At 41.7% G+C, this 26,426-nt stretch carries 22 protein-coding genes; 7 read left to right on the top strand and 15 right to left on the bottom strand.

The features are described from left to right. Positions 1-9: 9 nt before the first annotated feature. Both FD724_RS17575 and FD724_RS17570 read right to left on the bottom strand, forming a co-directional pair. Positions 10-291, bottom strand: coding sequence for a Txe/YoeB family addiction module toxin (locus tag FD724_RS17575; RefSeq protein WP_179073507.1), 282 nt, complete (start codon positions 289-291; stop codon positions 10-12). Then, positions 288-584: a type II toxin-antitoxin system Phd/YefM family antitoxin gene (locus FD724_RS17570; RefSeq protein ID WP_179073506.1), complete on the bottom strand. Its 297-nt coding sequence runs from the start codon at positions 582-584 to the stop codon at positions 288-290. Before FD724_RS17570 ends, FD724_RS17575 begins: the two co-directional genes overlap by 4 nt. 325 nt (positions 585-909) lie before the next feature. Between FD724_RS17570 and FD724_RS17565 the strand changes: the two genes are divergently transcribed. Further along, a complete protein-coding gene (locus tag FD724_RS17565) occupies positions 910-1,167 on the top strand; it encodes a hypothetical protein (protein WP_179073505.1) in 258 nt (85 codons plus the stop codon). A 156-nt stretch (positions 1,168-1,323) separates the two neighbouring features. Here the strand turns inward: FD724_RS17565 and bchB are convergent, their stop codons facing one another. The 11 genes from bchB to FD724_RS17510 all read right to left on the bottom strand — a co-directional run bounded on the left by bchB (position 1,324) and on the right by FD724_RS17510 (position 12,341). After that, positions 1,324-2,850 carry a ferredoxin:protochlorophyllide reductase (ATP-dependent) subunit B gene (bchB, locus tag FD724_RS17560; protein ID WP_179073504.1) on the bottom strand — a complete coding sequence of 509 codons (1,527 nt, stop codon included), beginning with the start codon at positions 2,848-2,850 and terminating at the stop codon, positions 1,324-1,326. A 607-nt stretch (positions 2,851-3,457) separates the two neighbouring features. Next, entirely contained in the window at positions 3,458-4,027 is a 570-nt protein-coding gene (locus tag FD724_RS17555; protein ID WP_179073503.1) for a peptidylprolyl isomerase, read from the bottom strand. A gap of 118 nt (positions 4,028-4,145) precedes the next feature. Then, complete coding sequence (locus FD724_RS17550) at positions 4,146-6,134, bottom strand: primary-amine oxidase (RefSeq protein WP_179073502.1); 1,989 nt, start codon at positions 6,132-6,134, stop codon at positions 4,146-4,148. A gap of 469 nt (positions 6,135-6,603) precedes the next feature. After that, positions 6,604-7,128: a tetratricopeptide repeat protein gene (locus FD724_RS17545; protein WP_114084643.1), complete on the bottom strand. Its 525-nt coding sequence runs from the start codon at positions 7,126-7,128 to the stop codon at positions 6,604-6,606. 104 nt (positions 7,129-7,232) lie between these two features. Further along, positions 7,233-8,048: a transporter substrate-binding domain-containing protein gene (locus FD724_RS17540; RefSeq protein WP_179073501.1), complete on the bottom strand. Its 816-nt coding sequence runs from the start codon at positions 8,046-8,048 to the stop codon at positions 7,233-7,235. 12 nt (positions 8,049-8,060) lie between these two features. Then, a complete protein-coding gene (gene rplT / locus FD724_RS17535) occupies positions 8,061-8,417 on the bottom strand; it encodes a 50S ribosomal protein L20 (protein ID WP_114084645.1) in 357 nt (118 codons plus the stop codon). Between the two features lie 19 nt (positions 8,418-8,436). Beyond that, positions 8,437-8,634: a 50S ribosomal protein L35 gene (gene rpmI / locus FD724_RS17530; protein WP_114084646.1), complete on the bottom strand. Its 198-nt coding sequence runs from the start codon at positions 8,632-8,634 to the stop codon at positions 8,437-8,439. A 328-nt stretch (positions 8,635-8,962) separates the two neighbouring features. After that, on the bottom strand, positions 8,963-11,023 hold the full coding sequence (locus FD724_RS17525; RefSeq protein ID WP_179073500.1) for a ribonuclease catalytic domain-containing protein: 2,061 nt from the start codon (positions 11,021-11,023) through the stop codon (positions 8,963-8,965). A gap of 304 nt (positions 11,024-11,327) precedes the next feature. Next, entirely contained in the window at positions 11,328-11,543 is a 216-nt protein-coding gene (gene rpsR, locus FD724_RS17520) for a 30S ribosomal protein S18 (protein ID WP_012411240.1), read from the bottom strand. A 2-nt stretch (positions 11,544-11,545) separates the two neighbouring features. Continuing rightward, positions 11,546-11,740, bottom strand: a complete 195-nt coding sequence (gene rpmG, locus FD724_RS17515; protein ID WP_094333178.1) for a 50S ribosomal protein L33 — start codon at positions 11,738-11,740, stop codon at positions 11,546-11,548. A 43-nt stretch (positions 11,741-11,783) separates the two neighbouring features. After that, on the bottom strand, positions 11,784-12,341 hold the full coding sequence (locus FD724_RS17510) for an RDD family protein (protein ID WP_179073499.1): 558 nt from the start codon (positions 12,339-12,341) through the stop codon (positions 11,784-11,786). 207 nt (positions 12,342-12,548) lie between these two features. Here FD724_RS17510 and FD724_RS17505 point away from each other — a divergent pair, with 207 nt between their 5' ends. Together FD724_RS17505 and glp are read left to right on the top strand one after the other, a co-directional pair. Then, positions 12,549-13,175 (top strand): PEP-CTERM sorting domain-containing protein, encoded by a 627-nt coding sequence (locus tag FD724_RS17505; RefSeq protein WP_179073498.1) that lies wholly within the window; start codon positions 12,549-12,551, stop codon positions 13,173-13,175. A gap of 49 nt (positions 13,176-13,224) precedes the next feature. Further along, positions 13,225-14,490: a gephyrin-like molybdotransferase Glp gene (glp, locus tag FD724_RS17500; protein ID WP_179073497.1), complete on the top strand. Its 1,266-nt coding sequence runs from the start codon at positions 13,225-13,227 to the stop codon at positions 14,488-14,490. Between the two features lie 143 nt (positions 14,491-14,633). Here the strand turns inward: glp and FD724_RS17495 are convergent, their stop codons facing one another. Continuing rightward, a complete protein-coding gene (locus FD724_RS17495; protein ID WP_179073496.1) occupies positions 14,634-15,866 on the bottom strand; it encodes a cysteine desulfurase-like protein in 1,233 nt (410 codons plus the stop codon). A gap of 300 nt (positions 15,867-16,166) precedes the next feature. On the opposite strand from FD724_RS17495, the gene FD724_RS17490 reads away from it, so the two are divergent. From FD724_RS17490 to FD724_RS17480, 3 genes are all read left to right on the top strand, one after another. Next, on the top strand, positions 16,167-16,400 hold the full coding sequence (locus tag FD724_RS17490) for a DUF4327 family protein (protein ID WP_114084653.1): 234 nt from the start codon (positions 16,167-16,169) through the stop codon (positions 16,398-16,400). A 1,735-nt stretch (positions 16,401-18,135) separates the two neighbouring features. Further along, on the top strand, positions 18,136-22,023 hold the full coding sequence (locus FD724_RS17485; protein ID WP_179073495.1) for a PAS domain S-box protein: 3,888 nt from the start codon (positions 18,136-18,138) through the stop codon (positions 22,021-22,023). A gap of 233 nt (positions 22,024-22,256) precedes the next feature. After that, positions 22,257-22,640, top strand: a complete 384-nt coding sequence (locus tag FD724_RS17480) for a beta-lactamase hydrolase domain-containing protein (RefSeq protein WP_179073494.1) — start codon at positions 22,257-22,259, stop codon at positions 22,638-22,640. A gap of 293 nt (positions 22,641-22,933) precedes the next feature. On the opposite strand, the gene FD724_RS17475 is transcribed toward FD724_RS17480, so the two are convergent. Then, a complete protein-coding gene (locus FD724_RS17475) occupies positions 22,934-23,254 on the bottom strand; it encodes a HetP family heterocyst commitment protein (protein WP_179073493.1) in 321 nt (106 codons plus the stop codon). Between the two features lie 703 nt (positions 23,255-23,957). On the opposite strand from FD724_RS17475, the gene FD724_RS17470 reads away from it, so the two are divergent. Next, positions 23,958-26,375 carry a sucrose synthase gene (locus FD724_RS17470; RefSeq protein ID WP_179073492.1) on the top strand — a complete coding sequence of 806 codons (2,418 nt, stop codon included), beginning with the start codon at positions 23,958-23,960 and terminating at the stop codon, positions 26,373-26,375. Positions 26,376-26,426: the final 51 nt, after the last annotated feature.

Below are 26,426 nucleotides of genomic sequence, written 5' to 3'. Positions count from 1 at the left end.
TGTGCTATTTCAATAGTGATATCGAGCTTGAAGAAAATCAATTCGGTCATCACTTACTAGATAAACAATCCGGTGTTCTTGAGTAAGTCGCCGCGACCAAGCATTTGAATCTAAATATTTCAATGGTTCAGGTTTGCCAATACCTGTAAAAGGATCTCGCATAATCGCTTCAACCAAGTTAAAAGCGCGAAGCGCTGTTTTGCGGTTTGTCTCTACCCAATAGGCGAGGTCTTCCCGAAATTCTGGATGAAATACAGCATCTCGAACTTTATTTTCTTGGAGTGGTTTCATCCTTCTTCTTCTTCTTCGTCAATTCCCAACTCCTGACGTAGTTCGTTAATATTTTGAGGTTTTAAAGTTCTAGCTTTTGCTCTTTCCAAAGCAGTTAACAGACGGACTGCATTTTTAGGTGAACGAAGTAAATGAGATGTTTCTAGCAAACTATCTAGTTCATCAACAGCAATTAAGGCGACGTTTTCGCCTTCTTGTCGAGTGATAATTACCACTTCTCTATCTGCAACTACTTGATTGCAGAGTTCGGCTAGGTTGTTACGAGCATCAGTCAAGTTTGTCTGCTTGGACATGGTGGGAAATTTCCTAATGCTGTAGGCTTTACAGTACATAATAGCTTGACTGCTTGGAGGCGTGAGCGTTCTTTTAACAATGTAATAAAAGTGACTACAATTATCTGTAAAGTCATACCTAATTCAAAGCTGATAAAAAAGTCTATTCTGAAAAATAGGAGCTATAAGTTACACTGTTGAGTAAAAATTGTGGCTTTATGATAAATCTATGGATTACGGTTATGTGGATGACCTCAGCAATCCAGAGGATTATCTTTACAATTATTGATATAGGTTAAATACTCATTTCTAATGTTCTTTTTATCATTCGTAACTGGTGAATAAAATGGCTAAAACATTAACAATACAGTTGTCAGATGAATTAGAAAGTAAATTAACTGCTCAGGCGCAAAAGCTTAATCTATCTTTGAAAGATTTAATTCTGCAATCATTATCTCAATCAGCTAAAGAGGAAAATATCTCCGAATTCGATCCAATTTTACCTTTACTAGGTACGTTGAAATTTGAGAATTTTGATGTAGGAGAAAAACACGATCAATATCTCCAGCAAACTTTGCAGCAGGAGTTAAAAATTGGCGAATAAAGTCTTTATAGATACATCGGGATGGGCTAATTGATTGCAACTGAGTCCTACCATGAACAAGTTGGCTTTATTCGTCTGCTGAAATCAGAATAAGTAATAATAAAAGGCATTCATTAAGATATGCCCTTTATTATTAAAAATTGCTAACCCGTTAACCTACGCCCCGACAGCTTCCTTCGCAGCATACAACACCTCAGCGTTGATTTCTTTGAAACCGCGATCGCGGGCAAATTTCTCGGTATTACGCTTCACTTTGCCGCGCACAAATCCCGGAATCTTATTCAATTCTGCTTGACCATCTTTTGTCCAATTCAAATCAGAATCAGCAGAAATTCCCCTAGTAATAACTTCTTTGGTATCGTGACCACCGAAGATTTCCAATAGGTGATCTTCCATTCCTAAAGTGAAGGAATTGTAGATCAAATCTGTAATCTGATTCGTGCCTTCGTAACCCATAAATGGTTTGTAACCAATGGGGAAGTTTTGGACGTGAATTGGTGCAGCAATTACGCCACAAGGGATATCCAAACGCTTACCAACGTGGCGTTCCATTTGGGTGCCGAAAATGGCAGAAGGTTCGACACGAGCGATCGCATCCCCAATTTCACCATGATCTTCGGAAATCAGCACTTCATCGCAATACTCGCTAACTTGTTCGCGGAACCAGTCTGCATCATATTTGCAATAGGTTCCAGCCCAAACAACATGAATCCCCATTTCTCGCGCCAGAATCTTGGTAATAGCGGCGGCGTGGGTGTTGTCACCAAAGACCACAGCTTTTTTGCCAGTCAAGTTTTGACAGTCAATGGAACGGGAGAACCAAGCAGCCTGAGATACGTGCAAGGTTTGCTCATTGATGAAGTTTTCGTAGTCAACTTCTGCACCTTGAGCGTTAATTACCTGCTGAATTTTGCGGATACAACGGGCAGTTTCCACTACACCCATTGGAGTAATGTCTATATAAGGTGTGCCAAATTGTTCTTCCAGGTAACGAGCGGTGGTTAAACCGAGTTCGCGGTAAGGCACTAGGTTAAACCAAGCTTGGGACATCTTTTTCAAGTCATTCACCGAAGCGCCTTCAGGAATCAAGGTATTTACCTCAATTCCCAAATCAGCCATCAGCCGTTTGAGTTCGGTGCAGTCGTGATTGTTGTGGAAACCGAGGGTAGTAGTACCGATAATGTTCACCGAGGGTTTTGCAGTTTTGCCCTCAGCCAATTCGCCCCGCTTCCGCGCTTTTTCAATGTAGTATTGGACAATTTGATCGAGAGTGCGATCGGCGGCTTGCAGTTCGTTGTAGCGGTAGTGGTTCACATCCGCCAGCATTACGTCTCCTTTCGCTTCCAACTGCGCCCGTTCGACAAAGTTGTGCAAATCCTCTTGCAAAATGCTGGAGGTGCAGGTGGGAGTTAACACAATCAAATCTGGGTGTTCCTCGGCATCCTTGCGGACGATATTATCTACTACCTTCTCTTGGGAACCGCGTGCCAAAACGTTGCGATCGACGACACTGGTTGTTACCGGAGTAAAATCCCTTTCCCGCGATAGCATGGAGCGCATGACGTTAAAGTAGTCGTCGCCAATGGGGGCGTGCATGATCGCATGGACATTTTTAAAAGAGCTAGCGATTCGCAGAGTGCCGATGTGGGCTGGGCCTGCATACATCCAGTAAGCCAATTTCATGTTTGTGTTCTCCCTTTTCAATAGAAATAACACGGAGTCCGATAAGAGTGGACTATAAGTGCTTGATTATTATTAAATCGTTTCTGATTGTCTCAAAAGTTGTATCCCTGATGAAGTGAAGAGTTGTAAGGGTTTTAGCTGCGGTGTGTAGGCGTAGGCATCGCTCAAACCTTGTTCCTCATTGGAATCTAGCTTCTGAATTTAACAATATTACTGTTGCTTTTTTAAAATAAATCTTAATTTTTCGGCAAATTTGTTTTCAATGTGGGGCGGTGTCTTATACCAATTCTGTATGAAGATGCGCTAAATCAGATTTAAGTAGAAGAAAGAAGAACGAACCGCAAAGGACACGAACAAAGGAAGAAAGTAAGTAGGATTAGCCCTTTCAAGGTGGTAAAATTTTTGGACAATATTCCTATTCTCTCTGTTTTCTCTGCGTCTGGAGTGGTTAGATAAATTACTTTTAAACCGCAGAGGCACAGAGAGCGCAGAGAGAAGAAAAGAGATTTAACGAGTCACTTTGAAAGGGCTAGCCCTAGAAAGATAGAACAAAATTAAAGCATAGGTGACTTTTGACTTCCGCCTTGCGGTACTAGAGAGGCGTTAACTACTGCCGAAAAATTTCTACTTTTTGTAACACCACTTCTTGATTCGGACGATCTCTAGTCGTGGGCACATTAGCAATCTTGCTGACTACATCTAGACCTTGGACAACTTCACCAAAAACGCTGTGTTTGTTGTCAAGGTGAGGCGTTGGTGCTTCTGTAATGAACCATTGCGAACCATTTGTACCTCGTCCAGCATTAGCCATTGACAGGATACCTGCACCAGTGTGTCTCAATTCAGGATGAAACTCATCCTCAAATTGATATCCTGGGCCACCAGTACCCCATCGGCTGGCTGTATCAATATAACGGCTCAGAGGATCGCCACACTGAATCATAAAATCAGGGATGACCCGGTGAAAGCGAACCCCATCGTAAGCTGGAGTTCCTTTGCCAGATTCACCAGTTTTAGGGTCTTTCCAGTCGATTGTTCCGGTTGCTAGACCAACAAAATTTTTGACGGTGTTGGGGGTTCGCTCTTCTTCCAAACGAACTACAATTTCACCCAAGGAAGTAATTAAACGAGCGTGCAGCTTGCCATTACCGGGAATATTAATTTCTGGAAAGTTCATTAGATATCCTATTTAACAAGTGCCAGTATTTGACCTATATAAGTTTATCAGCATTCAAGTTACCGCCTTTAGACATGACAAAAAACCTGAAGGAAGGAAACTTGAGCCAACAAATATTTTACTCAGGTAAATTTATCGCTGGATTCCGGCTAAAGAATCCTCTAGGGACTAGCTTAAAGCCAACTCGGTGAACAGGCATCACAGGCCAATCTTCCGATCGCGGAATATGAGTTACGCCCATTGTGTACCACAGCACGATATCTTCACCCATCAAGGGTTCATCGTCTGCAATATATTTTGGTAAACCTTGTCCTGGTTGAGTCTGGTTAGGATAATCGCCGCCAGCATAGAGTTCAGCCGGTTTATATTTTGTTACCCACACGTGATGAGTTGCAAATTCTGCCCGTTGTCGGATCTTTGAGCCTTCCACTGGAAAAAACATGGAATTTCCACCAGGCATCAGCATATATCCAGGTGCAGCCCCTAGCGGATTTTTCTTATCGGCACTCACAATCATCCATTCCCGACTGCTTTTTAGATCCAAATCGCGCACAGCAGCCGTTTCTTTTGTGAGTGGGGTTTCTGAAAGTGCGATCGCATTTCCTAATGGATTTTTCTCATCCATTGGCAAAGCTTTCACGTTCATTTCCATCACAGAATTAGCCTGGCCATCGACATCGAAATCTAGGCGGTAATTGAAAAAATGCTGGTGATTCACTCCAAAGATATTCTTAGCGATTAGGCGACCATAGGAATCATCCTCAGATTGCTTTTGGGCAGCCGTTCCCTGCGCCAGGACGATACCCGTTAACTCATTTTGGACTTCCAAAGTCCCATCCTGGTGAAAGATCCAATTAATGCTGTAATCATAGTTGTCAATGGCCGCAGTCATCGTCATGACTAATTCTCGACTACGACGAACATCATTACGCTGAGTGCCATACTCATAATGCTTCCAGAGCATACCGTTATTTCGCTCGTATATACCGATAACTCCTGGCATAACATAAGGTTCTCCATCGCCATTAGCAAATACAGCATCGACCAAAAGACCGTTTTCAGGAATTTCCTTACCTAATTCCATCGTGGTTGCTAGAGAACCAAAATTGTATTCCCCAACATCAAAGGCATTTCTAAATGACCAAGTGGGATTTGGATCGCCGTAAGGCACTACCGTCTCTGATAGGCTAGCGCGGTATAAAACTGGTCGGATATTTTCGCCGTCGTTGTGTGTCACTTGGTACAGTACCAATCCACTACGGGGATGCATTACATAGCGGAACTTCCAACCTTGCCAGCTAATTTCATTGTCATTGAGCCGGAAACTTGCACCATTTGGTTGCAGAATCTTTAATGCTTTAAGTGGTGAAAGTAATTTACCCAAGGACTTGACATCGTAGTTCCAGTTTTCCTTAGAAAAAGGAACTATCCCCCTATCCACGAAACTAGAAATTTTACCTGTGTTCAAATTGACGGTTCCCAATATTCCTTCAATTGGACTGCCGTAATAATTCCAGCGATCGCTTTCGCCCTTGTAGTAGAATAAACCCCGACAAAGACGGTTTCCTGCTGCTTCTTCCTGGTTACTCAAAATTCCTGGGGCCCAACAACTGATTTTGACTTGGTTGAAGTCTGTAATTCCCCGCTTTCGCATCGCTGTTTGCCATCGGAGGTCTGATTTAAAAGCTTGAGTTGCCAGTTCATATTCTGAAGCGACGATCGCAGGTTGAACTGATGGTATTTCTTTCCAAGATGTTAAGGTTTTACTTTTTAGGTCAACGATACCCTCATAAGTTTTGTTTTGCGATCGCTCATAGATTACCAAAAAAGCTTTTCGCCCAAAAGCTTTACCCGGTGTAAATTTCAGAACTTCTTCTTTATCTGGTTCTTGTAAAGCAATCAGTGGAAAAGCTGCCATTTCGCTCAAAGTTTTTTCTTTTTGAATGACCGAAACAGCTGTACTAATTTCTGCCTCTGTTAGCGAAGTGAGAGGATGGGAAATCGCAGGCTGTTGAGCCATCAATATTCCCATTAATCCAAGTGAGAGAGAAATAAAAACAATTATGGCAATAGCTAGCCACAAAAAATGCCTTAGCCGCTTAATCATCTTTCACATTCTTACAAAAGACGTATAGTTATCTATTTCTAAGCCGAAGCTTGAAACCCGATAAATTAGCAGGGCTTAGGCAACAAATAGCCAAAATCTTGATTTTCTGAGGCAATTCATATAGATGCAAAACGTCTACCCTACGAGTTCTCCAACGGAGTACCCGCAGGGTATTGTCCCTACTGCGTGCAGTTTTGTATGAGTCCTAATTTAGAAGTTCAAGCCAAATTAATTTTTTAACAGTTAGAGGTTGTTTGAAAAGTATTTTTCGTAACACCTAAGCCTTGGAAACCTAACCCCCCTAGCCCCCCTTCCCTACGAGGGAATTAGGGTTTCAAAGCCTCTCTCCGCTTCGGGGAGAGGTTTGGAGAGGGGTTTCTAGTATACTTTACGACTTTTCAAACATCCTCTTAGGGAACTGGGGACTAGTGAAGAGTTTTTCCCCATACCCCATTCCCCATAATTTTAATTACGCAGAAACCAAACGGCGTAAAGATTCAGCACGGCGTTTCGCAATCGAGTTATTTGGATCGAGCTTTAGTGCTTCTTCGTAGCTTTGTAACGCCTGAGTAGTTAATTTTTTCTTCTCATAAGCGTGTCCAATATTATTCAACCCTGTTACGTAGTCTGGTTTCGATTTCAGAGCTTCTTTATACTGACGAATTGCGAGGTCATATTGCTCTTGGATAAAATAAATATAGCCCAGCCCGTTGTAAATAGGGGCAATATTTTCTTCTTCCTCTTCTTCAGCAGCTTTCAGAGCTTTTTGAAACAGCGCGATCGCTTGGGAATATAGTTTTTTTTCTGAATAGATACTGGCTAACTCATAATATTCTTGAGTCGTACCCTTTTCTTTCTCTAACTTCTTTCGCAATTTTGCAAAGGAGCCTTCAATCTTGCGAGTTTTGAAAATCTGGCGAAAAACACTCACGGCTGCAATTGTGAGTATAACCACCAAAATTGAGAGATAAACAACGGCTAGACTGTTATCCATTGCTGCAAATACAAATATTATAAAGTTTGTTATTTGTGATTTGTCCTTTGTCCTTTGTCATTTGTTATTCACTAATGACCAATGACCAATGACCAATGACCAATTTATGGTAAACCCCAATATTGAGAGCGTTGCTGGAGCCAACCTTGTTCTAAGTAACGAGCGATCGCTTGATTCACATTTCGTCTTAATTCATCGTACTGCAATCCCTTGGGCATAACTACAGACAAGGGTTCAGTTGATAACTTAGTTGGCAGTAGCCGATATTGAGGATATTGTTGCACCCAACCGCTCAGAACGCTAGCATCGGCGGCAAAGGCTACGGCAGTATTACTTTCTATTTTCTCTCGCGCTTCGTGATATGAATTTACTCCTACCAACTCGGCGTTTGGCAGATAGAAGCGCACTTGAGCAATAGTGCTGGAGTTGTTAAGTACGGCAATTTTTTGTTTTGCCAAATCACTCAACTTATTCACAGAGACATCTTTTGTAACTAATACAGTGCCATCCAAATAGTAGGGAACACTGAAACTAACTATACGGCTGCGTGACTCGGTTGCTGTCACCCTAGCGATCGCAAAATCAACTTTCTTGTCTAAGACTACAGACAGGCGATCGCGATTCGCTACAGGTTGCAATTTGACAGCATCTCTTTTCCCAATCAAGTCAAGTGCTAATCGCTGTGCCAAGTCAATTTCTAAGCCTTGCAAATTACCATTGGCATCTCTAAATCCCAAGGGGCGCAAGTTGTCTTTAACAGCAACAGTTAGATAGCCGCGCTGCTGAATTTCTGGCATTTCGGCGGCAGATGCAGTGAATCCTGTCCCCACTATGGAAAAGCAAGATATCCAAAATATCGTGGCGGATAATACCAGATGTAACCGAGTAATTATTTGCCATCTGTTACATCTGTTATACATCCCTTGCCACCTTTATCCTTTAGCTTGAACTGCTAGTTCTGCAACTTTGCCAAAGCTAGCTGGATCGAGGACTGCTAATTGTGCCAACATCTTGCGATTTAGTTGGATATCAGCTTTTTTCAAGTTACCGATCAATTGGCTGTAGCTCAAGCCGTGTTGTCTTGAAGCAGCGTTGATGCGGGTGATCCAGAGGCGACGAAAATCGCGCTTTTTCTTTTTGCGATCGCGGTAGGCACTACGTAGTGCCTTCATTACTTGTTGGTTGGCAGTTCTAAACAGAGTTGAGTGAGAACCGCGAAAACCTTTAGCTAGTTTGAGAATTTTATTGCGGCGCTTCCGAGCTACATTACCGCGTTTTACCCGTGTCATAACTTATTTCCTGAAGGACTTACAAATATGGGAGCATTAAGCGCACGTTGAGTTCATCACGTTCATGTACAAGTGTGGTCTTGGACATGCTACGTTTTTTGTCGGAAGATTTGTGTTCTAAAAGGTGGCTTTTGCCAACTTTCCGACGCACGATTTTACCGGTGCCGGTGGCACGGAATCGCTTGGCTGCGGCTTTACGAGTCTTGAGTTTAGGCATGGTATAGCTTTAATTCGACACGATCCATTATTATACTAATAAAATTGCTGGAATGGAAATTAAGTTAGATAGTCCGTTATAAACCACGTCAAACACAATCAAAACCCACGAGGACGGGTTTAAAACTTTGAATTTTCCCTTAGTCCTCGGAAACGGACTTTGCCTGTTTAGCCCCATTCAAGCAGTGTGCCACCGACAATTCCATACGCCTTGGCTTTTTCGGAGCTTTTTGCAGCGATCGCAAACGTCATCCCCAACTAATTCAAAATCAGCAAGAAAGACAATTACGCGCGAGTGTTTCACCAAATAATTACGAATTACGAATTACTTAATTCGCCGCTGTTTGGGCTTCTTGATAAACTATTTCTTGAAACTGAATCATATCTTTTTGTGGATCGGCATGGCTAACTTTCACCACTATCTGTTCGCCCAAGTTAACAGAACGTTTGAAAACCATTGGTAACTGCAAACCTAAATCTTCGATCAAAATTAAGGCCAAGTTGCTGTCTTCTCGCAGCCACATCAATACAGTTACATCCCAAGTTTCCTCTGGATGACGGCGTAAATACTCTAGAGCATAATATCTATTCGTTTGCCGTTCTACCATCGTCACCTCTTGGGTGATGCTGGTGACATTCATCATCACTTCTTTAAGTTGATCTGCGGAAAATGGCAGAACTTCACCGCGCAAATGGGCTTTCAGCTGAAAGTGGGTAAGCAAATCACTGTAACGCCGGATGGGAGATGTTGCTTGAGTGTAAGTATCCAAACCTAAACCAGCATGGCGCAGAGGCGTAATGCTCATTTCACTTTTGGGCATACAACGACGCATGGCGCAAGCGCGAACGAATCCGGCTGGAAGTAGCAGTAATTCTTCTTCTGGGGGTAATTCCGGTTGGGGCTGACCGCGAAAGGGTAAAGGTATGTTATGAGCTTTACCATAACGAGCCGCAACTTCACCGGCAACAATCATCATTTCTGCGACTACTTGCCGTGATGGGGAATCGTCCAAAATATCAATATTGATCTCGTCACCTTTGACTTTGATCATCGCTTCGGGCATTGTGATGCTAATTGCCCCTTGAGCGTAACGCCAAGTTTTGCGCTTTTGTGCCCAAGTTGCGATCGCAGCAATTTCTGGTTCTGCCTGTACACGTAATTGCAGCATTTCATCTACATCTTCGTAGGTAAGGCGATAAGTCGGCTTAATGGAACTGGTATGAATGCTGTAATCTTCTACTCCCCCAGTTGTACCTAAAATAATTCCGAAGCTGAGGGCGCAACAAACCCGTCCCTGGATTAGACTCATTGGCCCAGTTGCCAATACCTCTGGGAACATAGGAATCATTCCCGTAGGTAAATAAACTGTGCTACCGCGCTTTCTGGCTTCCAAATCTAACTCATCTTCCGGCACTAACCATCTAGTGGGATCGGCGATATGCACCCACAGGCGCTCTCGTCCATCGGGCAGAATTTCCCAACTTAGACCATCGTCGATCTCTGTGGTAGTTTCATCATCAATGGTGTAAACCTTCAGGTGAGTCAGATCAAGGCGGTTTGTATCTGAGTCAATCGGCGGGAAATCCAAACGCTGTTGCGCCACTTCTAACACCTTATTAGGAAATTGAATCGGAATTGAAGAACGACGCAGGAACAAGTTTTCATAAGGACTCCAGCAACCCAAATCTACTAATAGTTGAAAAGCCCCTTGGGGCGTTGTGGGCCGTCCCAGCATGGTCATAGTTTCTAATACTGGAGCGCTTGGCGGGTAAGCGCGAGCTAATGAGTCATAATTAACACCCGTCCGCACTGTGTCAGCAAGCAACGCTGCGTATTTTTCTAGTCCTTCTAGACGCTGGCGATCGTGGCGCTGCCATTCTACTGCTTCACCTTTGAGCGCCTGCTCAACACGAGTTAAAAATTCCTGCTGTCCTTTAGCTTTTAATGCCTCTACTTCCATCTGGTGCTTACGTTCTGCCACCTGAGCAGCAGTTCGCGGCTCGTAAGCGTCTCCTTTTTGCTTGAAATAAAGTTTGTCGTCTGATAACAAGCAATAGGCGGCGTAACAATGAGGCGCGGCTGATTCGGAAAATAACAGATTCGCCATCAGCTCTGGGGTGATTGTTTCCCCATCTTCAACCAGTATTTCCCAAGCTACCTCTAAGCTAGATGGGTCTAAATAAGGGTTGACTTGCTCTAAAAAGCTCGCGATCTCAGAGGGCTTGTAAGTTTGTCCGGTAACTGTATAAGTTATTTGTCTAGGCGCGAGGCTGTGGGATTGACCACGTTCGTCTACCACAAACCAGCGGGTTTTACCGTCTGGACGTTCTACGATCCCCAGACGGCGATCGCCTTGAACCCTAAATTCAACTAGCGTGCCCTTCTCCACAACTCTCGCGCTCTAATAATTTTAGATTTTGATTCCACCTTTGGTGCGCTTACAGCGCAACTTGGATTTTGGTGAAGCAGCGCGGTCTTGGGGGTTTCCCCCATGAGCGACTGCTGAACCCGAAGGGATTTTATAACTGGTGTTTATTAAATCCTAAATCCAACAATTTTTCATGCAGCAATTCATTTTACACTCTCTGATTCAGATTTGAGATTTTGGACTCAGAAAGACAAAGCCAGATGTTTATTTAAATGCAGCTTCCCTTTAATAATCCAAAATCTAAAATTCCAAATCCAAAATTGATCTAACCTTCCGCATTGATAAATGGCAACAAGGCCACAATCCGCGAACGTTTAATTGCTAATGTCAACTCTCGCTGTTGCTGAGACGTAAGCCCAGTAATCCGCCGTGGCAGTATTTTACCCCGCTCGGTGACAAATTTACGCAATAAATCAACATCTTTATAATCGATTGGTTCTCCTGGCTTAATTGGAGAAAGACGACGACGGAAATAACTCATCTCTACTTAATTTCCTTGTGAACGGTATGTTTGTTGCAGTGGGTGCAGAACTTTTTCAGTTCTAGCCTGTTAGTGGTGTTGCGGCGATTCTTGGTACTGGTATAACGTGAAACACCAGCAGAACGCTTATCTGAATTTGTCCGACACTCAGTACACTCTAGTGTCACAATAATGCGGGCACCTTTACTCTTAGCCATAATCTTACAAACAGTGAAGCCTGAAGAGAATTAACACAAATGACTATCTTCTCACATTCCGCCGCATATTTTCAACTAATCTTTTAACTTTTATATCAAGTGAGTAGCCACGACGCGACGAAACAATGAAAGTTCCACAATAGCGATCGTGTAAAGCCTGCCGCATCTGGGTATCAGAGAAGGCAGTCGCACAATCAATTGCTAGGGGAAGTACTAGCAGTATAGCAGTGGGATTGGCTCTAATATTGCTCAGGGCAATTGACACTAGAAGCGCACCCAAGCCGATAATCGCCTCTCGCTTCACCAGTGAGAGCAAATCTGGAATTCTGCCCACTATTTCCCCATCTTCGACTTCCAACACCTTTAAATCGAACGCCCAACGCCCTAAACTTTGCCCTTGATTGTTGTATGGCACTAGTACCCGCAAAATCAGCCAGAATATCACAAAAACGAGGATTTGCAAAAATTGAATCCCGATATCGCCGCCTCCCAGTAGGGAACTGACTAACCAGACACCGAGGAAATCAAGCCCTAATGCCATAGCTCGCCGCCCTATTTCAGCCTTGGGATAGTGTTTTTGGGGAATTCGTTCAATAGTCATACAAAATAGGTATTTTTATTTAGGGGTTGGAGAATAATAATTGCTCTTGTTTTTTATATTAAAGTGATGACTTGGGTTTGGTATTTAAACCTTTACATACAGAGAAAAGTCTCATAGTTAGGGCATTCATGCTGCCCACTGCACAAGAGTCTGCTTTTGGTAAATATTGTATTGTTTTGTTGTAAAACCTATTTGGAAGTTGTATCTATGACAAATCTGTTTGCTAAAACAGCTATTGGGATGGTGACGACTACTGCTTTAGCATTAGCGATCGCTATAACCACTCACGATCTAGCTGATGCTGCTGAGTTTAACTTTAATTGGAAGGGAGACATCGGTTATTCAGCTAAAGGTTCATTTAACTACGACACAACAACTGCTCCAAGCGTTATTTCTGAAGCAGGTTTGGGAGCCACGAAGAACTTGCAGTCTCTCTCAATTTCCTTCTTCGATCCATTTAGTACTCTGATCAATAGTTTCACTCCAGTGGTTAATAGTGTGTCTAACTATAGCTTTTTGAGATTTAACTTTGATAACACTACCCAGGAAATCTTTGGCCCCTTTGATGTTGGTAAGGATGATGAACTTCCTGGCGACACATGGCTTAATAATAATCTCGCACTCATAGATGAAGGTTTTAGCGATGAGGTTCTAGCTAAAGAATTTGGTTTTAACAATAGAGATGCAGCAGGCACAAAGCAAATATTAGATTTAAGTAACAATTCCGTTCAGGTATCCCAAGTTCCCGAAGGAAGCATAATTATAGGTTTACTAGCAGTGTTTAGTTTGGGATTGACTGCTCATAAAAATCTCTACAAAGCTAACCAAGAGTAGACTCAGTGCTACTTTACAGAGATGAAGTAAAAAGTCGGAGGCGATCGCTATGGTATCAGTCAGCGATGCACAAGCAATTATTTTAAATTTAGTACAACCGTTGGATTGTCAACGGGATACAGAAGTTGTAGATTTATTGGCAGCCGACAGCCGGATTTTGGCAATGCCTGTCACCAGTCCGTTAGATTTTCCCCATTGGGATAATTCGGCAATGGATGGTTACGCAGTTCGGTACGAAGATGTGCAGCACTCTAGCGCCGAACAACCGGCCGTTTTAGAAATTGTTGAAGATATTCCGGCTGGGTATCAGCCTAAGTCTAGGATTCAATCAGGGGAAGCCGCGCGGATTTTCACAGGTGCGGTGATTCCAGCAGGTGCAGATACTATAGTTATCCAAGAGAAGACACGCCGTGAGGAAAACCGCGTATTTATCCTGGCTGCACCACAACCGCAAGAATTTGTCAGACACAAAGCATCTTTTTACCAAGCTGGAACACAACTGTTACCAGCCGGAATTAAGTTAAATGCCTCAGAAATAGCTGTATTGGCGGCAGCACAATGTCCGCAATTAAATGTTTACCGCCGTCCACGTGTGGCAATTTTTTCCACTGGTGATGAGTTGGTGACAGTTGATCAACCGCTACAACCAGGGCAAATTGTGGATTCTAATCAGTATGCGATGGCGGCTTTGGTAAAGGAGAGTGGCGCAGAACCAATACTGTTAGGCATTGTTAAGGATGATCCAGTTGCTCTGGAGAGAGTTATTGCCCATGCCGTTGCGATCGCTGATATAGTTCTCTCTTCTGGTGGTGTCTCAGTGGGAGATTATGACTATGTTGACAAAATTATAGAGTCTCTAAAAGCAGAAATCCACATTCGATCTGTGGAAATGAGACCAGGGAAACCCCTTACTGTCGCCACTTTCCCCAGTAGAGACGCGATTAATCGCGTCTCTCCCCACTCAGCCCTATACTTTGGTTTACCAGGAAACCCTGCGGCTGTGTTAGTGACTTTTTGGCGGTTTGTGCTACCAGCAATCAAGAAACTTTCGGGAATTACTGAAGGTTGCGAACCAGTATTTTTGAAAGTGCGATCGCATGATGAGTTGCGATCTGATGGCAAGCGGGAAACTTACCTTTGGGGTAAATTGCATTTAATTAATGGTGTTTATGAATTTCACAAAGCTGGTGGTAGTCACAGTTCTGGAAATTTAATTAATTTGGCTCAAACTAATGCTTTAGCTGTTCTCCCGGTGGGTAAAACATTAATTTCTCCACAAGAAGAGGTGCAAGTTTTGCAGCTTAGTAATGGGTAATTGGGAATGGGGAATGGTGAATGGGGAACAAGCAAGGGGGCAGGGGGACAAGAGGTGAGAACTTGAAACAAGTCTTTCCCCTTGTCCCCAATTCTCCTTGTCCCCAAGTCCTCTTGCCCATGCCCAATTCCCAATTCCCATTCTTAAAATAACTGCTCAAAAGCTTCAATCAAGCTGTTAACTTCCTCAAGGGTGTTGTAATGCACCATACTCACCCGGACTATTCCACCTTGGGATGCTAACCCTAAGTATTCAATGAGCCGTTTAGCATAAAAGTCCCCATAGCGAATCCCAATATAATGTTGGTCAACTTTTGCCGGAATGGTTGAGCTATTTATTCCATCTACTACAAAAGATATAGTTGGTACACGGCATTGACGGTCAGCCTTTGGTTGACCAATTACTCGGACATTAGGCTTGCTGTTGAGGTAGCTTAGGAGGCGATCGCTAAGTTCTTCTTCATGTATGCTAATTAAATCAAATGTTTGCACCATCTGACTTCTCAAATCAGGTGCAGTTTTATCGCCGTAGTGCAGTTGTGCTAATTCACTTAAATAATCACATAAGCCTAACATTCCATAACTTAATTCAAAATTGACATTCCCTAACTGAAATTTATAAGGTATATCTGTCTGTTGAATAAAATAATGATTAAGTCCGGGCAATCTTAATAAATGTTCTTCTTTGCCATAAAGTAAGGCATGATGTGGCCCGTAGACTTTATAACAACTCAAAGCATAAAAATCAACATCCAAATCTTGCACATCAACTAATCTGTGGGGTGCATAAGCTACACCATCCACACAAATCATCGCGTTGCGATCGTGTACAAATGTAGCAATTTCTTTGATTGGGTTAATAGTTCCCAGAACATTAGAAGCATGAGTCAAAGTTACTAATTTGGTGCGCTGATTCATCAATTGTTCTAAATCTGCTAGATGAAGTTCTAAGGTATCTGGGCGAATTTGCCACACTTTAACCTTAATTCCTTGTTTTTCCAAAGCCACCCAAGCACCAATATTGGCTTCATGGTCACAATTAGTAACAATAATCTCATCACCAGATGTAAAGGTTTGACCTAGACAAATTGAGAGAACTTTCAACATCATTGTCGTAGAAGGGCCCATCACTACTTCTTTAGAAGAATTGGCATTAATCAAAGTAGCCATTCCCCTAGTTGCTAAAGCTAATCTTTCTCCCGCAAGTTGAGAAACCGCATAAGAAGCTCCCAACTGGACATCGGAACTTAGGAGAAATTCGCTAATTCTATCTACTACTTTTTTTAGAGTTTGTGAACCGCCAGCATTATCAAAAAAAGTCCATTCACTAGCTAGTGCAGGAAAATATTGACGAACTTTATCAAGATTCAAAAGCATAGTATAAGTTTTGTAGAGAATGTTATTTACCCTAACCTACCTTTTGGTAAGTCGCCCAAAGAGTATCTACATCTGCTATTTACAGCTTCTTATATTAGCGTTATTGCTCTGCAAAAATCTCTCTTGGGGGGGTATACTGGGAAACTCAAAGAGTATCTTACTGAGATATCTAACTTCCAGCAAGAGTTAATGTCTTGATTCTTCACAATTCTCGCTAATTTATTTGATAAGTTTAAGGTAGAGTCAAAGAAACCATTGTTTTGATTCTTAATTCCTTGATTGAAAATAAAGGAACGACCTATGAACACTACGGTTAAATACGACATCGAAGTTATCAAGGAAGAAGCACTTCAACTTGTTAGAAAGAGACTTGTTAACCGTCAGCAGCCGATTTATACCCTGTGTAAATATATTCCTCATCGTGACTGGGTTAATTTTGAACTTGAGTTAGAAAAAAACGAATTTCTACTCAGAGATAGAATTATCGACCTACTCAATCATGAATCTTGGGAAGATGATACAGGCTGCATCTAGAAGCAGTGCCCCATAGCAGTATCCCGATAAAATCAAAATTAAAAATTCATTTTTCATGCATTTAAAACCCTCGAATTAAGTCGGGGGTTTTAAACAAGATAGGACTTACACAAAACTACATATTGTAGGAGCAATACCCTGCGGGAAGCCGCTTTGCGTCTACATGAATTGCCCCTACCAGAGAATCAGGGTTTTGACTATTGTTTGCGTAAGTCCTAGAAGAGATTATTGAAGTCAACAATAAATCTTAATGAGCGGGTTAGGTGCTGGAGAATAGCAGAGAACCAGTGCTAGCGTTATTACGAATTACGAATTGTTAATGGCTGACTAGAGGCAAGGCATCTATTAGCCATTCCTATGTAGAGGCGATAAATGAGATAACAATCGAAAATCAAGCTTTTTTAGACTTGATATTTCTAGCCGTGTCAGTTAATACCTCAAGGTTGAACTATAGCCTTACACTTTATGACAATTACTTGCCAAATTATTGAGAGCTAAATGATACTAAAAAAATCACATTAAGTTGAGATTAGGCAGATAAATCTTGTAGCCCTATCCATTCTTTGATAGGTTGCCATTGGCTTGCGTAAACAGTATTATTTCTACATTTTTCTTTTTGAGGCTTCCTAGGTATTTTCCCTATAACAGCTTCGGTGAATAAACTGGATTCGTTCAGGTTATAAACTGGCATTTCTTGCCAGCAGTGGCGACAAAACCAGTAACTATCTGCACCGCGTATATGTTCTAAAAGTAAGCTTGAACAGCAAGGACAGTAATTCATATTTTTCTCAAACCTGTTAATAAAAGTGTTATTGCAAATCAGAGTAGTCAGTTGACAAGCACGTAGATATTTAAAACAACTTGTTTATATTTTGACTATAGTTTAAAAAAATGAGTAACTTGTGAGGGAATTTAAGATACTTAATATTTTTGCAATATTTATACATACTTTTTAAGTAATAACTTTAGGCTATTAAGAAATTCTCTAATTATCTATAAATATGGGACTTAAGAGCAGCCTTACTGGTGGCGTACAATTCGCCATGATTGATTGACATCCTCACCGCCGTGTTCGCCCTTGGCGTTCCCGTTCGCGCAGCGTCTCCGTCAGGAGAAGGGTACGCACGGTGATTCTGGAGTAATGAGTAACAAGTAATAAGTAATAAGTAATAAGTAATGAGTAAATACCCATTTTTTATCCACTCATTACTCATTACTCCTTACTCATTACTTTAAAGCCGTGCTGGATGGTTACTGAGCCTAGCCGAAGTAAACACGGGGTTTTAAACCCATTTTTCTGATAAAAATGTCAAACCCTTTTCCTTTAAGGCTTCTGTCTCTTGAAAGTGTGGCTGGAGCCTTATCAATAAAAGCCAAAAGTACAAACCTTCGGGAGCAAGGTTTTAATCTTTACACTCTTCAATTAATTTCAAAGATTTCATACTCATAAGACTACCAAGACCATCAATTAGGGTAATCTCTTGAGATAGATGATCTGCTATCTCTAATTTGACAATAGAATGAGTTTAGCAATTCTAAAATTCTATCTACTTCCTGGTTTAGTTACTAACTTGTATCGTATCGCCTGTGTTAGGTCTTGTAAGGTTTACAGGGCAAATAGTTGATTTATTAGCAATTGCAGCAGAATAATTATTGATTTTCAACAATTTACTTACTTTAGCTTTTATTATTTCGTACTGATATCAAAAAGATCATTAGAATTGACGAATTAACTATGCGATTCAACGATCCTCTGATTAACATACCTAGCTTAAATAATGTTATTAATCGTTCTCCTTTAACGATTAGCATTGATAGTTTTGTAGTCGAAGCTATTGCCTTAATGAGTCAAGAAATAGCTAGCAATTATGCACCTATTAGTTTAAATTCATTAGATTTAGGCTTTAGAACTCAACCACTAACTAGTTGCATCTTCGTTTTAGAGGCAGGAAGATTATTAGGTATTTTTACAGGAAAGGATGTAATCAAACTTATAGCTTCTGGAGTAGACTTATCCACGCTAACAATGGCTGAAGTGATGACGCAGCCAGTAGTTACCCTTAGACAATCAGATTCTAATGATATTTTCATTGCCTTGTCATTATTGCGTCAGCATCAGACTGACTATTTGCCCGTTTTGGACGATCGCGGGCAATTACTAGGAATCATTACCCAGACTAGCTTACTACAAGCATTTGACTTGGTAAAAATGGTTGGGGTCGTTGAAGGCTTGCAAGAATATTTACAAAAACCCACAGATGAATTCAGGCGGGTTAATCAGCCAATTGAGATAGAGCAAGTCCGCAGCCAAACTCAAAATCACTTAAAAGCATGGGTTGAGTCCCAATCGGCTGAAATCATGCAAGTGAATCAGGAACTTCAGCTAGCTCTCGAAGAACTCCAAGTAGTGGAAGAGGAACTACGCGAACAAAACGAAGAGTTGTCTCTTGCCCGTGAGCTAGTAGAATTGGAGCGCCAACGTTACCAGGATTTGTTTGAATTTGCTCCAGATGGTTATTTGGTAACTGATGTCGCAGGGATTATCCAAGAGGCTAATCGAGCGGCAGCAACCATGCTGGCTGTCCGGCAAAAATATTTGCGAAACAAACCATTAATTTTATTTATTGCTCATCAAGACCATCAGGCTTTTAACGCCCGACTAAATAATTCGCAGCAGTTACAGGAGTGGGAAATTTCCCTAAAACCGCGCGGAGGCAAAGCTTTTCCGGCTAGCATTAGAGTTGCTGCCATGTACGATTCACAAGGGCATCTTGTTGGCTGGCGCTGGTTACTTTGCGATATTAGCGAACGTCAACAGACAAAGGAAGCACTGCGCCAAGCTTACGATGAATTAGAACAACGAGTAGCGGAACGGACAGCAGAACTTGCCATGTCCAACGTTTTGTTGCAACAAGAAATTAGCGATCGCCAACGCGCAGAACTTGCATTACGGCAAAGCGAAAACCTCTATCGCCAACTAGTGGAAAGTCAACTTGACGTAATTATCCGCATTGATTTGCAGGGGCAGATTACCTTCGCTAACATGGCTGCCTGTCAAACCTTTGGCTGGAAACAAGATGAGTATCATGGTCAGTCATTTTGGCAATTTTTTCACCCAGATGACTTGCCTCAAGTGATGGATAATATCACAGCTTTAGGATCTTCATCCCAACCCTTGACTAATTCTGAGCGACTTATATTTACAGTTAAAGGTATTCGTTGGTTTCAATGGAATGCGATCGCAATTCATAATGACAAAGGGGAAGTTGTTGAAATTCAAGGGGTAGGCAGAGATATTACCGAACAGCAAGCCGCGTTACAGCAACGCCAACTTGCCGAAGCTGCACTACACCAAAGTGAGGAAAAATTTCGCACTTTTGCCGAAAATACCCACGCAGTCATCTGGATTGCCAGCCCAGATTCATTCCGAACTTTGTACGTTAGTCCTGCCTATGAAAAAATTTGGGGTCGCTCTTGCCAAAGTCTATTGGAGCAACCTGAGTCCTGGATAGATAACGTTCATCCAGACGATCGCGATTGCTTAACTATTGCAGCAAAGCAACAGCTTATTAGTGAGTTGGTTTCAATAGAATATCGAATTTTGCGACCTGATGGATCGATGCGCTGGATCTGGGATCGGGGCTTTGCTATCTATGATGACCAAGGAAAAGTTCCATACTATGGTGGTATCGCCGAAGATATCACCGAGCGTAAATTGGCAGAAGAGTCATTGCGAGAAAGTGAAGCGCGATTGAGTTTAGCTACCGAAGCAGCCCACATGGGCATCTGGGATCGGAACCTGATCACCAATACTTGTATTTGGTCTGCCAATATGGGGCCACTTTATGGTCTACCGAGCAACACCTTGTGTCCAAGCCTTGAAGATTATTTCAATTTAATCCATCCAGAAGACCGGGAATCTGTGGCTGTGAATATAGCTCGGATGATTGCGGAAGGACAGGGATCTATAGAGTATCGGATTATCTGGCCCGACGGCAGCCTACACTGGTTAAACTGCAAAGGTCAGACTTACTATAACGAAATTGGTCAACCGATTCGGATGATCGGCACAAATAGGGATGTCACTGAGCGCAAGCTGGCGGAACAAAAAATTTCCGAACAAGCCGCTCTACTTGATATCGCCACCGATGCCATATTAGTTAGAGATTTCCAATCTCAAATATTAGTTTGGAATAAAGGTGCAGAGCGGATGTATGGTTGGCTCTCTACAGAGGTTATAGGAAAAGACCTCCGGAAAATTTTGTACCCAGCAGGAACCCAGCATCAACTGGAAGTACCGCTAAAAAGTGTAATTGAGAGTGGCTCGTGGCAAGGTGAGTTATCTAAAGTGACAAAATCCGGTAAAGAAATTGTTGTGCAAAGCCGATGGACATTGATGCGCGATCCTGAAGGAAAACCTAAATCTATCCTGAGTGTTGACACTGACATCACCGAAAAGAAACAACTTGAAGAACAGTTCTTTCGCGCTCAACGATTGGAGAGTATTGGTATCCTTGCAGGTGGTATTGCCCACGATTTAAACAATATATTGACACCAATTTTGGCAGCAGCCCAATTGATCCAAGGAAAATTTTTCCAAGACGAAGAGCGGTCTGAACAACTGCTAGCACTTGTAGAAAGCAACGCCCAACGTGGAGCAGCTTTAGTGAAGCAAGTCTTGTCATTTGCGCGAGGATTTAAAGGAGAGCGGATAATTATCCAAGTTAAGTATCTGATTTCAGAAATTATCCAAATCGTTAAAGAAACATTTCCCAAATCTATTGAATTGTCCACGATTATCCCAGAAGACACTTGGGCTATCACTGGGGACATCACACAGCTGCATCAAGTGTTGATGAATCTGGTAGTAAATGCCCGCGATGCTTTACCAGATGGTGGCAAGATCACAATTTCTGTAGAAAATAAGTTTATTGATGAAGCTTATACCAGAATGAATCTCGATGCCCAAGTTGGGCATTACATTATGATTACCGTTGCCGATAATGGAGTTGGGATACCACCAGAAATATTAGATAGAATTTTTGAGCCATTTTTCACTACAAAAGAAGTCAACACAGGTACAGGACTCGGACTTTCAACAGTGTTAGGCATCATTAAAAGCCATGCCGGTTTTATCAAAGTGTCTACCAATGTTGGTAAAGGCAGCAAATTTGACCTGTTTTTACCAGCAGTGGAAGCAACTGAAGCGTTCAAGATAGAAGACCTAGATGTCCTTCCAGGAGAGGGAGAATTGATTTTAGTTGTAGATGATGAAGCACAAATTAGAGAAATTGCTGCAATCATTTTAGAAAACTATAACTATAGGATACTAGCTGCCAGCAATGGCATAGAAGCGATCGCACTCTATGCCCAATACAAGCATCAAATCAATGCCGTGTTGATGGATATAATGATGCCGGAGATGGACGGAATCACCGCTATTCGCACCCTGCAAAAAATGAACAACCAGGTTAAAATTATTGCCTGTAGCGGACTGAACTCGATGGAAATATTTGCTCAAGCTTCTGATGCTAATGTGAAAGCAGTTTTATCAAAACCCTATACGGCCAGAGAATTATTGAAAAGTTTACACAACTTATTTAGAGGCAGTGCTGAGTTATGAGCTAGGAGTAGGTATTGTGTATTGGTAAGAATTAATCCCAATGCAATACTGCTCGGTTAAGAATTTTTAACTCGGAATTGGGTTTGGGGAAAAGGTTAAAGGTTTTTTCTTTCCCCTTTTCCCCTTAACCGACAAGTATTGATTCCCAATGCCCTATCCCTCACAAGTTCCTCAAATTGTTTTCTTAAATTTAGAGGGTGGCCAACATTGATAAAATGGGATAAATGTAGCTAATGAATATTGTTAGGAAGATTAACGATCAGTTAGCGATCGCTGGACAAATTACACTAGACCAGCTCAAACAAATAGCTGATGAGGGTTATAAGTCTGTACTGAACTTACGTTTACCCGATGAAATAGGCTTGTTAGCTGACGAACAGGAGAAGACTCAGTTTTTGGGATTATACTACGTTAACTTCCCAACCAAAACTGAAGACATTAATCATCAAAGTATGCTCCAGGTATATCAAACGATCGCGGAATTACCCAAACCGACTCTGATACATTGTGATAATTCAATTCGTTCCGCCGCAATAGTATTGTTGTATATCGCTATTAAACAGGGCATAACTTTTGAAAAAGCCCTGCAAAAAGTTATTACTTTAGGCTTGATATAATTATAAATTAAATTTATTTTTAATATAAAGAATTCAGGATTAATAATTAATAATTAATTCGGTGCAAAAACCCCCACATCGCTAGCGCTACACTATCAGTTATGGATCGGAATTCTCTATTCTCTTGATTCCTATAGCGGTTCTCGAATGGAAGCAATACAGTTTGACCTCTCTCCTAAAAGGAGAGAGGCTTTGAATTTTACTCCCCTTCCCTTATAGGGAAGGGGCTGGGGGTTAGGTCTGTATTGCACTCAACTGATAACCGCTATAATTCCTGAATTCGGAATTCTTCTTCAATAATTTAAATTTTTCAGCATATTTAAAACCTGAGAAGAAGCTTGACCACTAGAGCTAGTCACAGAAGATTTGATATTTGCTTGGCTCTGATTTTTTGTAGATGTAGACGAATTTGAAACCTGGCTATTATCTTTAATTAAACGGCTGTAAGTTCGTTGGGGAATGAAGTGGAGTGGATTGTAACCAACGAAACGCAAAATTAGTACACAAGCCCAGGAATATCGACCATCACTAATAGCTTCCATAACTTGCTCTAATTGTTCTGGACTAATGGCTTTGTGAAAATTTTTCCCAGAAGAAGAAATGTGGTAGTTCATAGCTAACCTGATGTAAGTTATCTAAATCGAGGTGTATCAGTTTATGCCACCATAAGCTGCTGCTTGAATTGGGCTGAGTAGTATGTCTGCAATACAACGACGACGGATGATAATTTTAGCAGTGACTGTTTTACCAGCCTTTAATCTGCTTACACATTTGGTTTGATTATGCTAAAACTTGCTGGATTTAACTTATTTATGGAGTAATTTCTACTAGCGATCGCTCAAATTTGGCTGTATTGCTTGACCGAGAATAGTGTTTTATGCCTGATTGAGAACTAACTACTATACATAGAATAATCTGTCTTTGCTGTTACTCTGGCCAAATTGGCAGTTTTTTGAATTGGGCATTGGGTATGGGATCAAACAAAAGCTCTTCTCTGCTCACAAATGACAAATGACTAACTCCGGATTTCTCACGCATAGTGTAGGCAGAGGAGTGTGGGGAGTGTGCGGGGTCAGATTTCTTCCCCATCCTCCCACACCTCCCACACCTCCCACGCTCCTGGATTTCTCACTTGTGAGAAATCCAGGTAACTCCCTCATCCCATAGATTTGAAGTCCTCGCAAGGTTTCATCCCATAGCTAGACGCGCGTGGTCTTCATAGTTACCTACTATTAGGTGGGAAATGTACCTCACGGAACCGGAGACTGGAAAAAAGAATGAGGTCGTGGACTAGCTAAAGTTTTGGAATTCGTCATCATGTATGAACTAGTTCAAGCTGTCTTCAACGGTGATGAAAAAACTGCTCTACATCAGTTAATTTATACGTTGAGTGCTTCAGGTAAGCGTTACTTACTAAGAAATGAGATTTTGCAAGCTTTTGCCGATTACTGTCATGAATCCCAAAAGCCAGCGTATTTTTACCACTCTTCTTCTATTGGCAAACTGATACAGTACACTCACGAAATAATTATCGAAGAGGAAAGTATCTGGTTCGTGATTCGACCCACGATTGCTAACCAGGAAGTTTGGCGATTGACAGCCAATTTGGATAGCTTCGAGCAGATGACGCAACAAGCGCTGTTAGATGTAAGAGATCGCCTAGTCAACCGCTACCAACCCGGTATCCTCGAAATTGACCTCCACCCCTTTTACGAAGATTCTCCAAGAATTGACGACCCCAGAAATATTGGTCAAGGTTTAGCCTACCTTAACCGTTACCTGTGCAATCAATTGTTGGCTGACCCCGAATATTGGGTAGAAATGTTGTTTAAAGCATTACAGGGGCTACAACATGATGGGATTCGGCTGCTGTTAAGCGATCGCATTCCCTCCGGTATTCATTTAGCCAAACAAATTAAGCTAGCGCTCAAATTGCTGAATGAGCGATCGCCTGATGAACCTTATGAAAAATTCCGCTTAGACCTCCAAGAACTCGGCTTTGAGCCAGGTTGGGGTAACACTGCGGCGCGAGTCTCCGAAACCCTAGAACTCCTCGACCGACTCATTTACTCTCCAGAACCGGGCATATTAGAAGCATTTGTCGCCCGCGTCCCCGCCGTTTTTCGTGTCGTCCTCATTTCCATCCACGGTTGGGTTGGACAGGAAGATGTTGTCGGAAGAGATGAAACACTCAGTCAAGTTATTTACGTCCTCGAACAAGCTCGCAGCTTAGAAAACGAACTGTGCGAACAAATCAAACTCGCCGGACTAGACCAGCTAGGTATCAAACCCCATGTAATTATTCTCACCCGACTAATTCCTAACTGTGAAGGGACATTTTGCTACCTGCCCCTAGAAAAAGTCGAAGATACTGAAAATGCTTGGATATTGCGCGTTCCTTTTAGTGAATTCAATCCAGAAATTACTAACAATTGGATTTCTAAATTTGACATTTGGCCTTATTTAGAACAATTTGCTTTAGATGCAGAAAAAGAATTACTAACTCAATTCAAAGGTAAACCTAATCTTCTTGTTGGCAATTACAGCGACGGTAACTTAGTGGCTTCTCTTTTATCTCGCCGGATGAAAGTTACCCAGTGCAATATTGCCCATTCTTTAGAAAAGCCTAAATATCTATTTAGTAATTTATATTGGCAAGATTTAGAAAATCAATACCACTTCTCAGCACAATTCACTGCTGATTTAATTAGCATGAATGCAGCCGACTTCATCATCACATCCTCCTATCAAGAAATTGTCGGCACACCAGACACTATAGGTCAATACGAATCGTATAAATGCTTTACTATGCCGCAGTTGTATCACGTAGTTGATGGGATTGATTTGTTTAGTCCCAAATTCAACTTAGTACCACCGGGAGTAAATGAAAGTATTTTCTTTCCCTATAGCCAGAAAGAAAACCGAGATTCTAACCTTTGTACAGAAATTCACGACTTACTCTTTACCCGCGAAGATCCTCAAATATTAGGTCATTTAGATAGCCCTAATAAGCGACCAATCTTTTCCGTTAGTTCCATCAGTTCAATCAAAAACCTTGCGGGATTAGCTGAGTGCTTTGGTCAAAGTCAGAGGTTGCAAGAGCATTGTAACTTGATCCTCTTGAGTAGTAAACTGCATCCTGATGAAGCTACAAACCCAGAAGAAGCAGAAGAAATCCAAAAACTCCACAATATTATTGATGAATATCATCTCGATAGTAAGATTCGCTGGCTGGGGATGCGTATTTCTAGCAGCAACCTTGGCGAAGCCTACCGAGTAGTTGCAGATTGTCAGGGAATTTCTGTCCACTTTGCCCGCTTTGAATCCTTTGGACGGAGCATTTTGGAAGCGATGATTTCTGGCTTGCCAACTTTTGCTACTCAATTTGGCGGTTCTTTAGAAATTATCGAAAACCAAGAGGAGGAATTTAATGTTAATCCTACAGACTTAGAAGAAACAGCAAAGAAAATTTTAGATTTTATTGAACAATGCAATACTCATCCTGAACATTGGTACGAAGTCTCAGAATGGATGAGTCAGCGAGTTCATAACCGATACAATTGGCATTTGCATAGTAATCAATTACTACTACTTGCAAAAATGTTTACTTTTTGGAACTTTGTTGCGCCAGAAAATAACGAAGCCAGAGATCGCTATATGGAAACATTATTCCATCTCATTTATAAACCTAGAGCCGAAAAGATTTTAGAAAAACACATGGGAGCTAATTCGTAATTCGTAATTGTGACTGGATGGGGATTTTGAGTCTATAAGGAGTGTTATACC

It is taken from the genome of Nostoc sp. C057 (assembly GCF_013393925.1).
In the GTDB taxonomy this organism is placed as follows: Bacteria; Cyanobacteriota; Cyanobacteriia; order Cyanobacteriales; family Nostocaceae; genus Nostoc; species Nostoc muscorum_A.
This window is presented reverse-complemented; position numbering and strand designations above follow the sequence as displayed.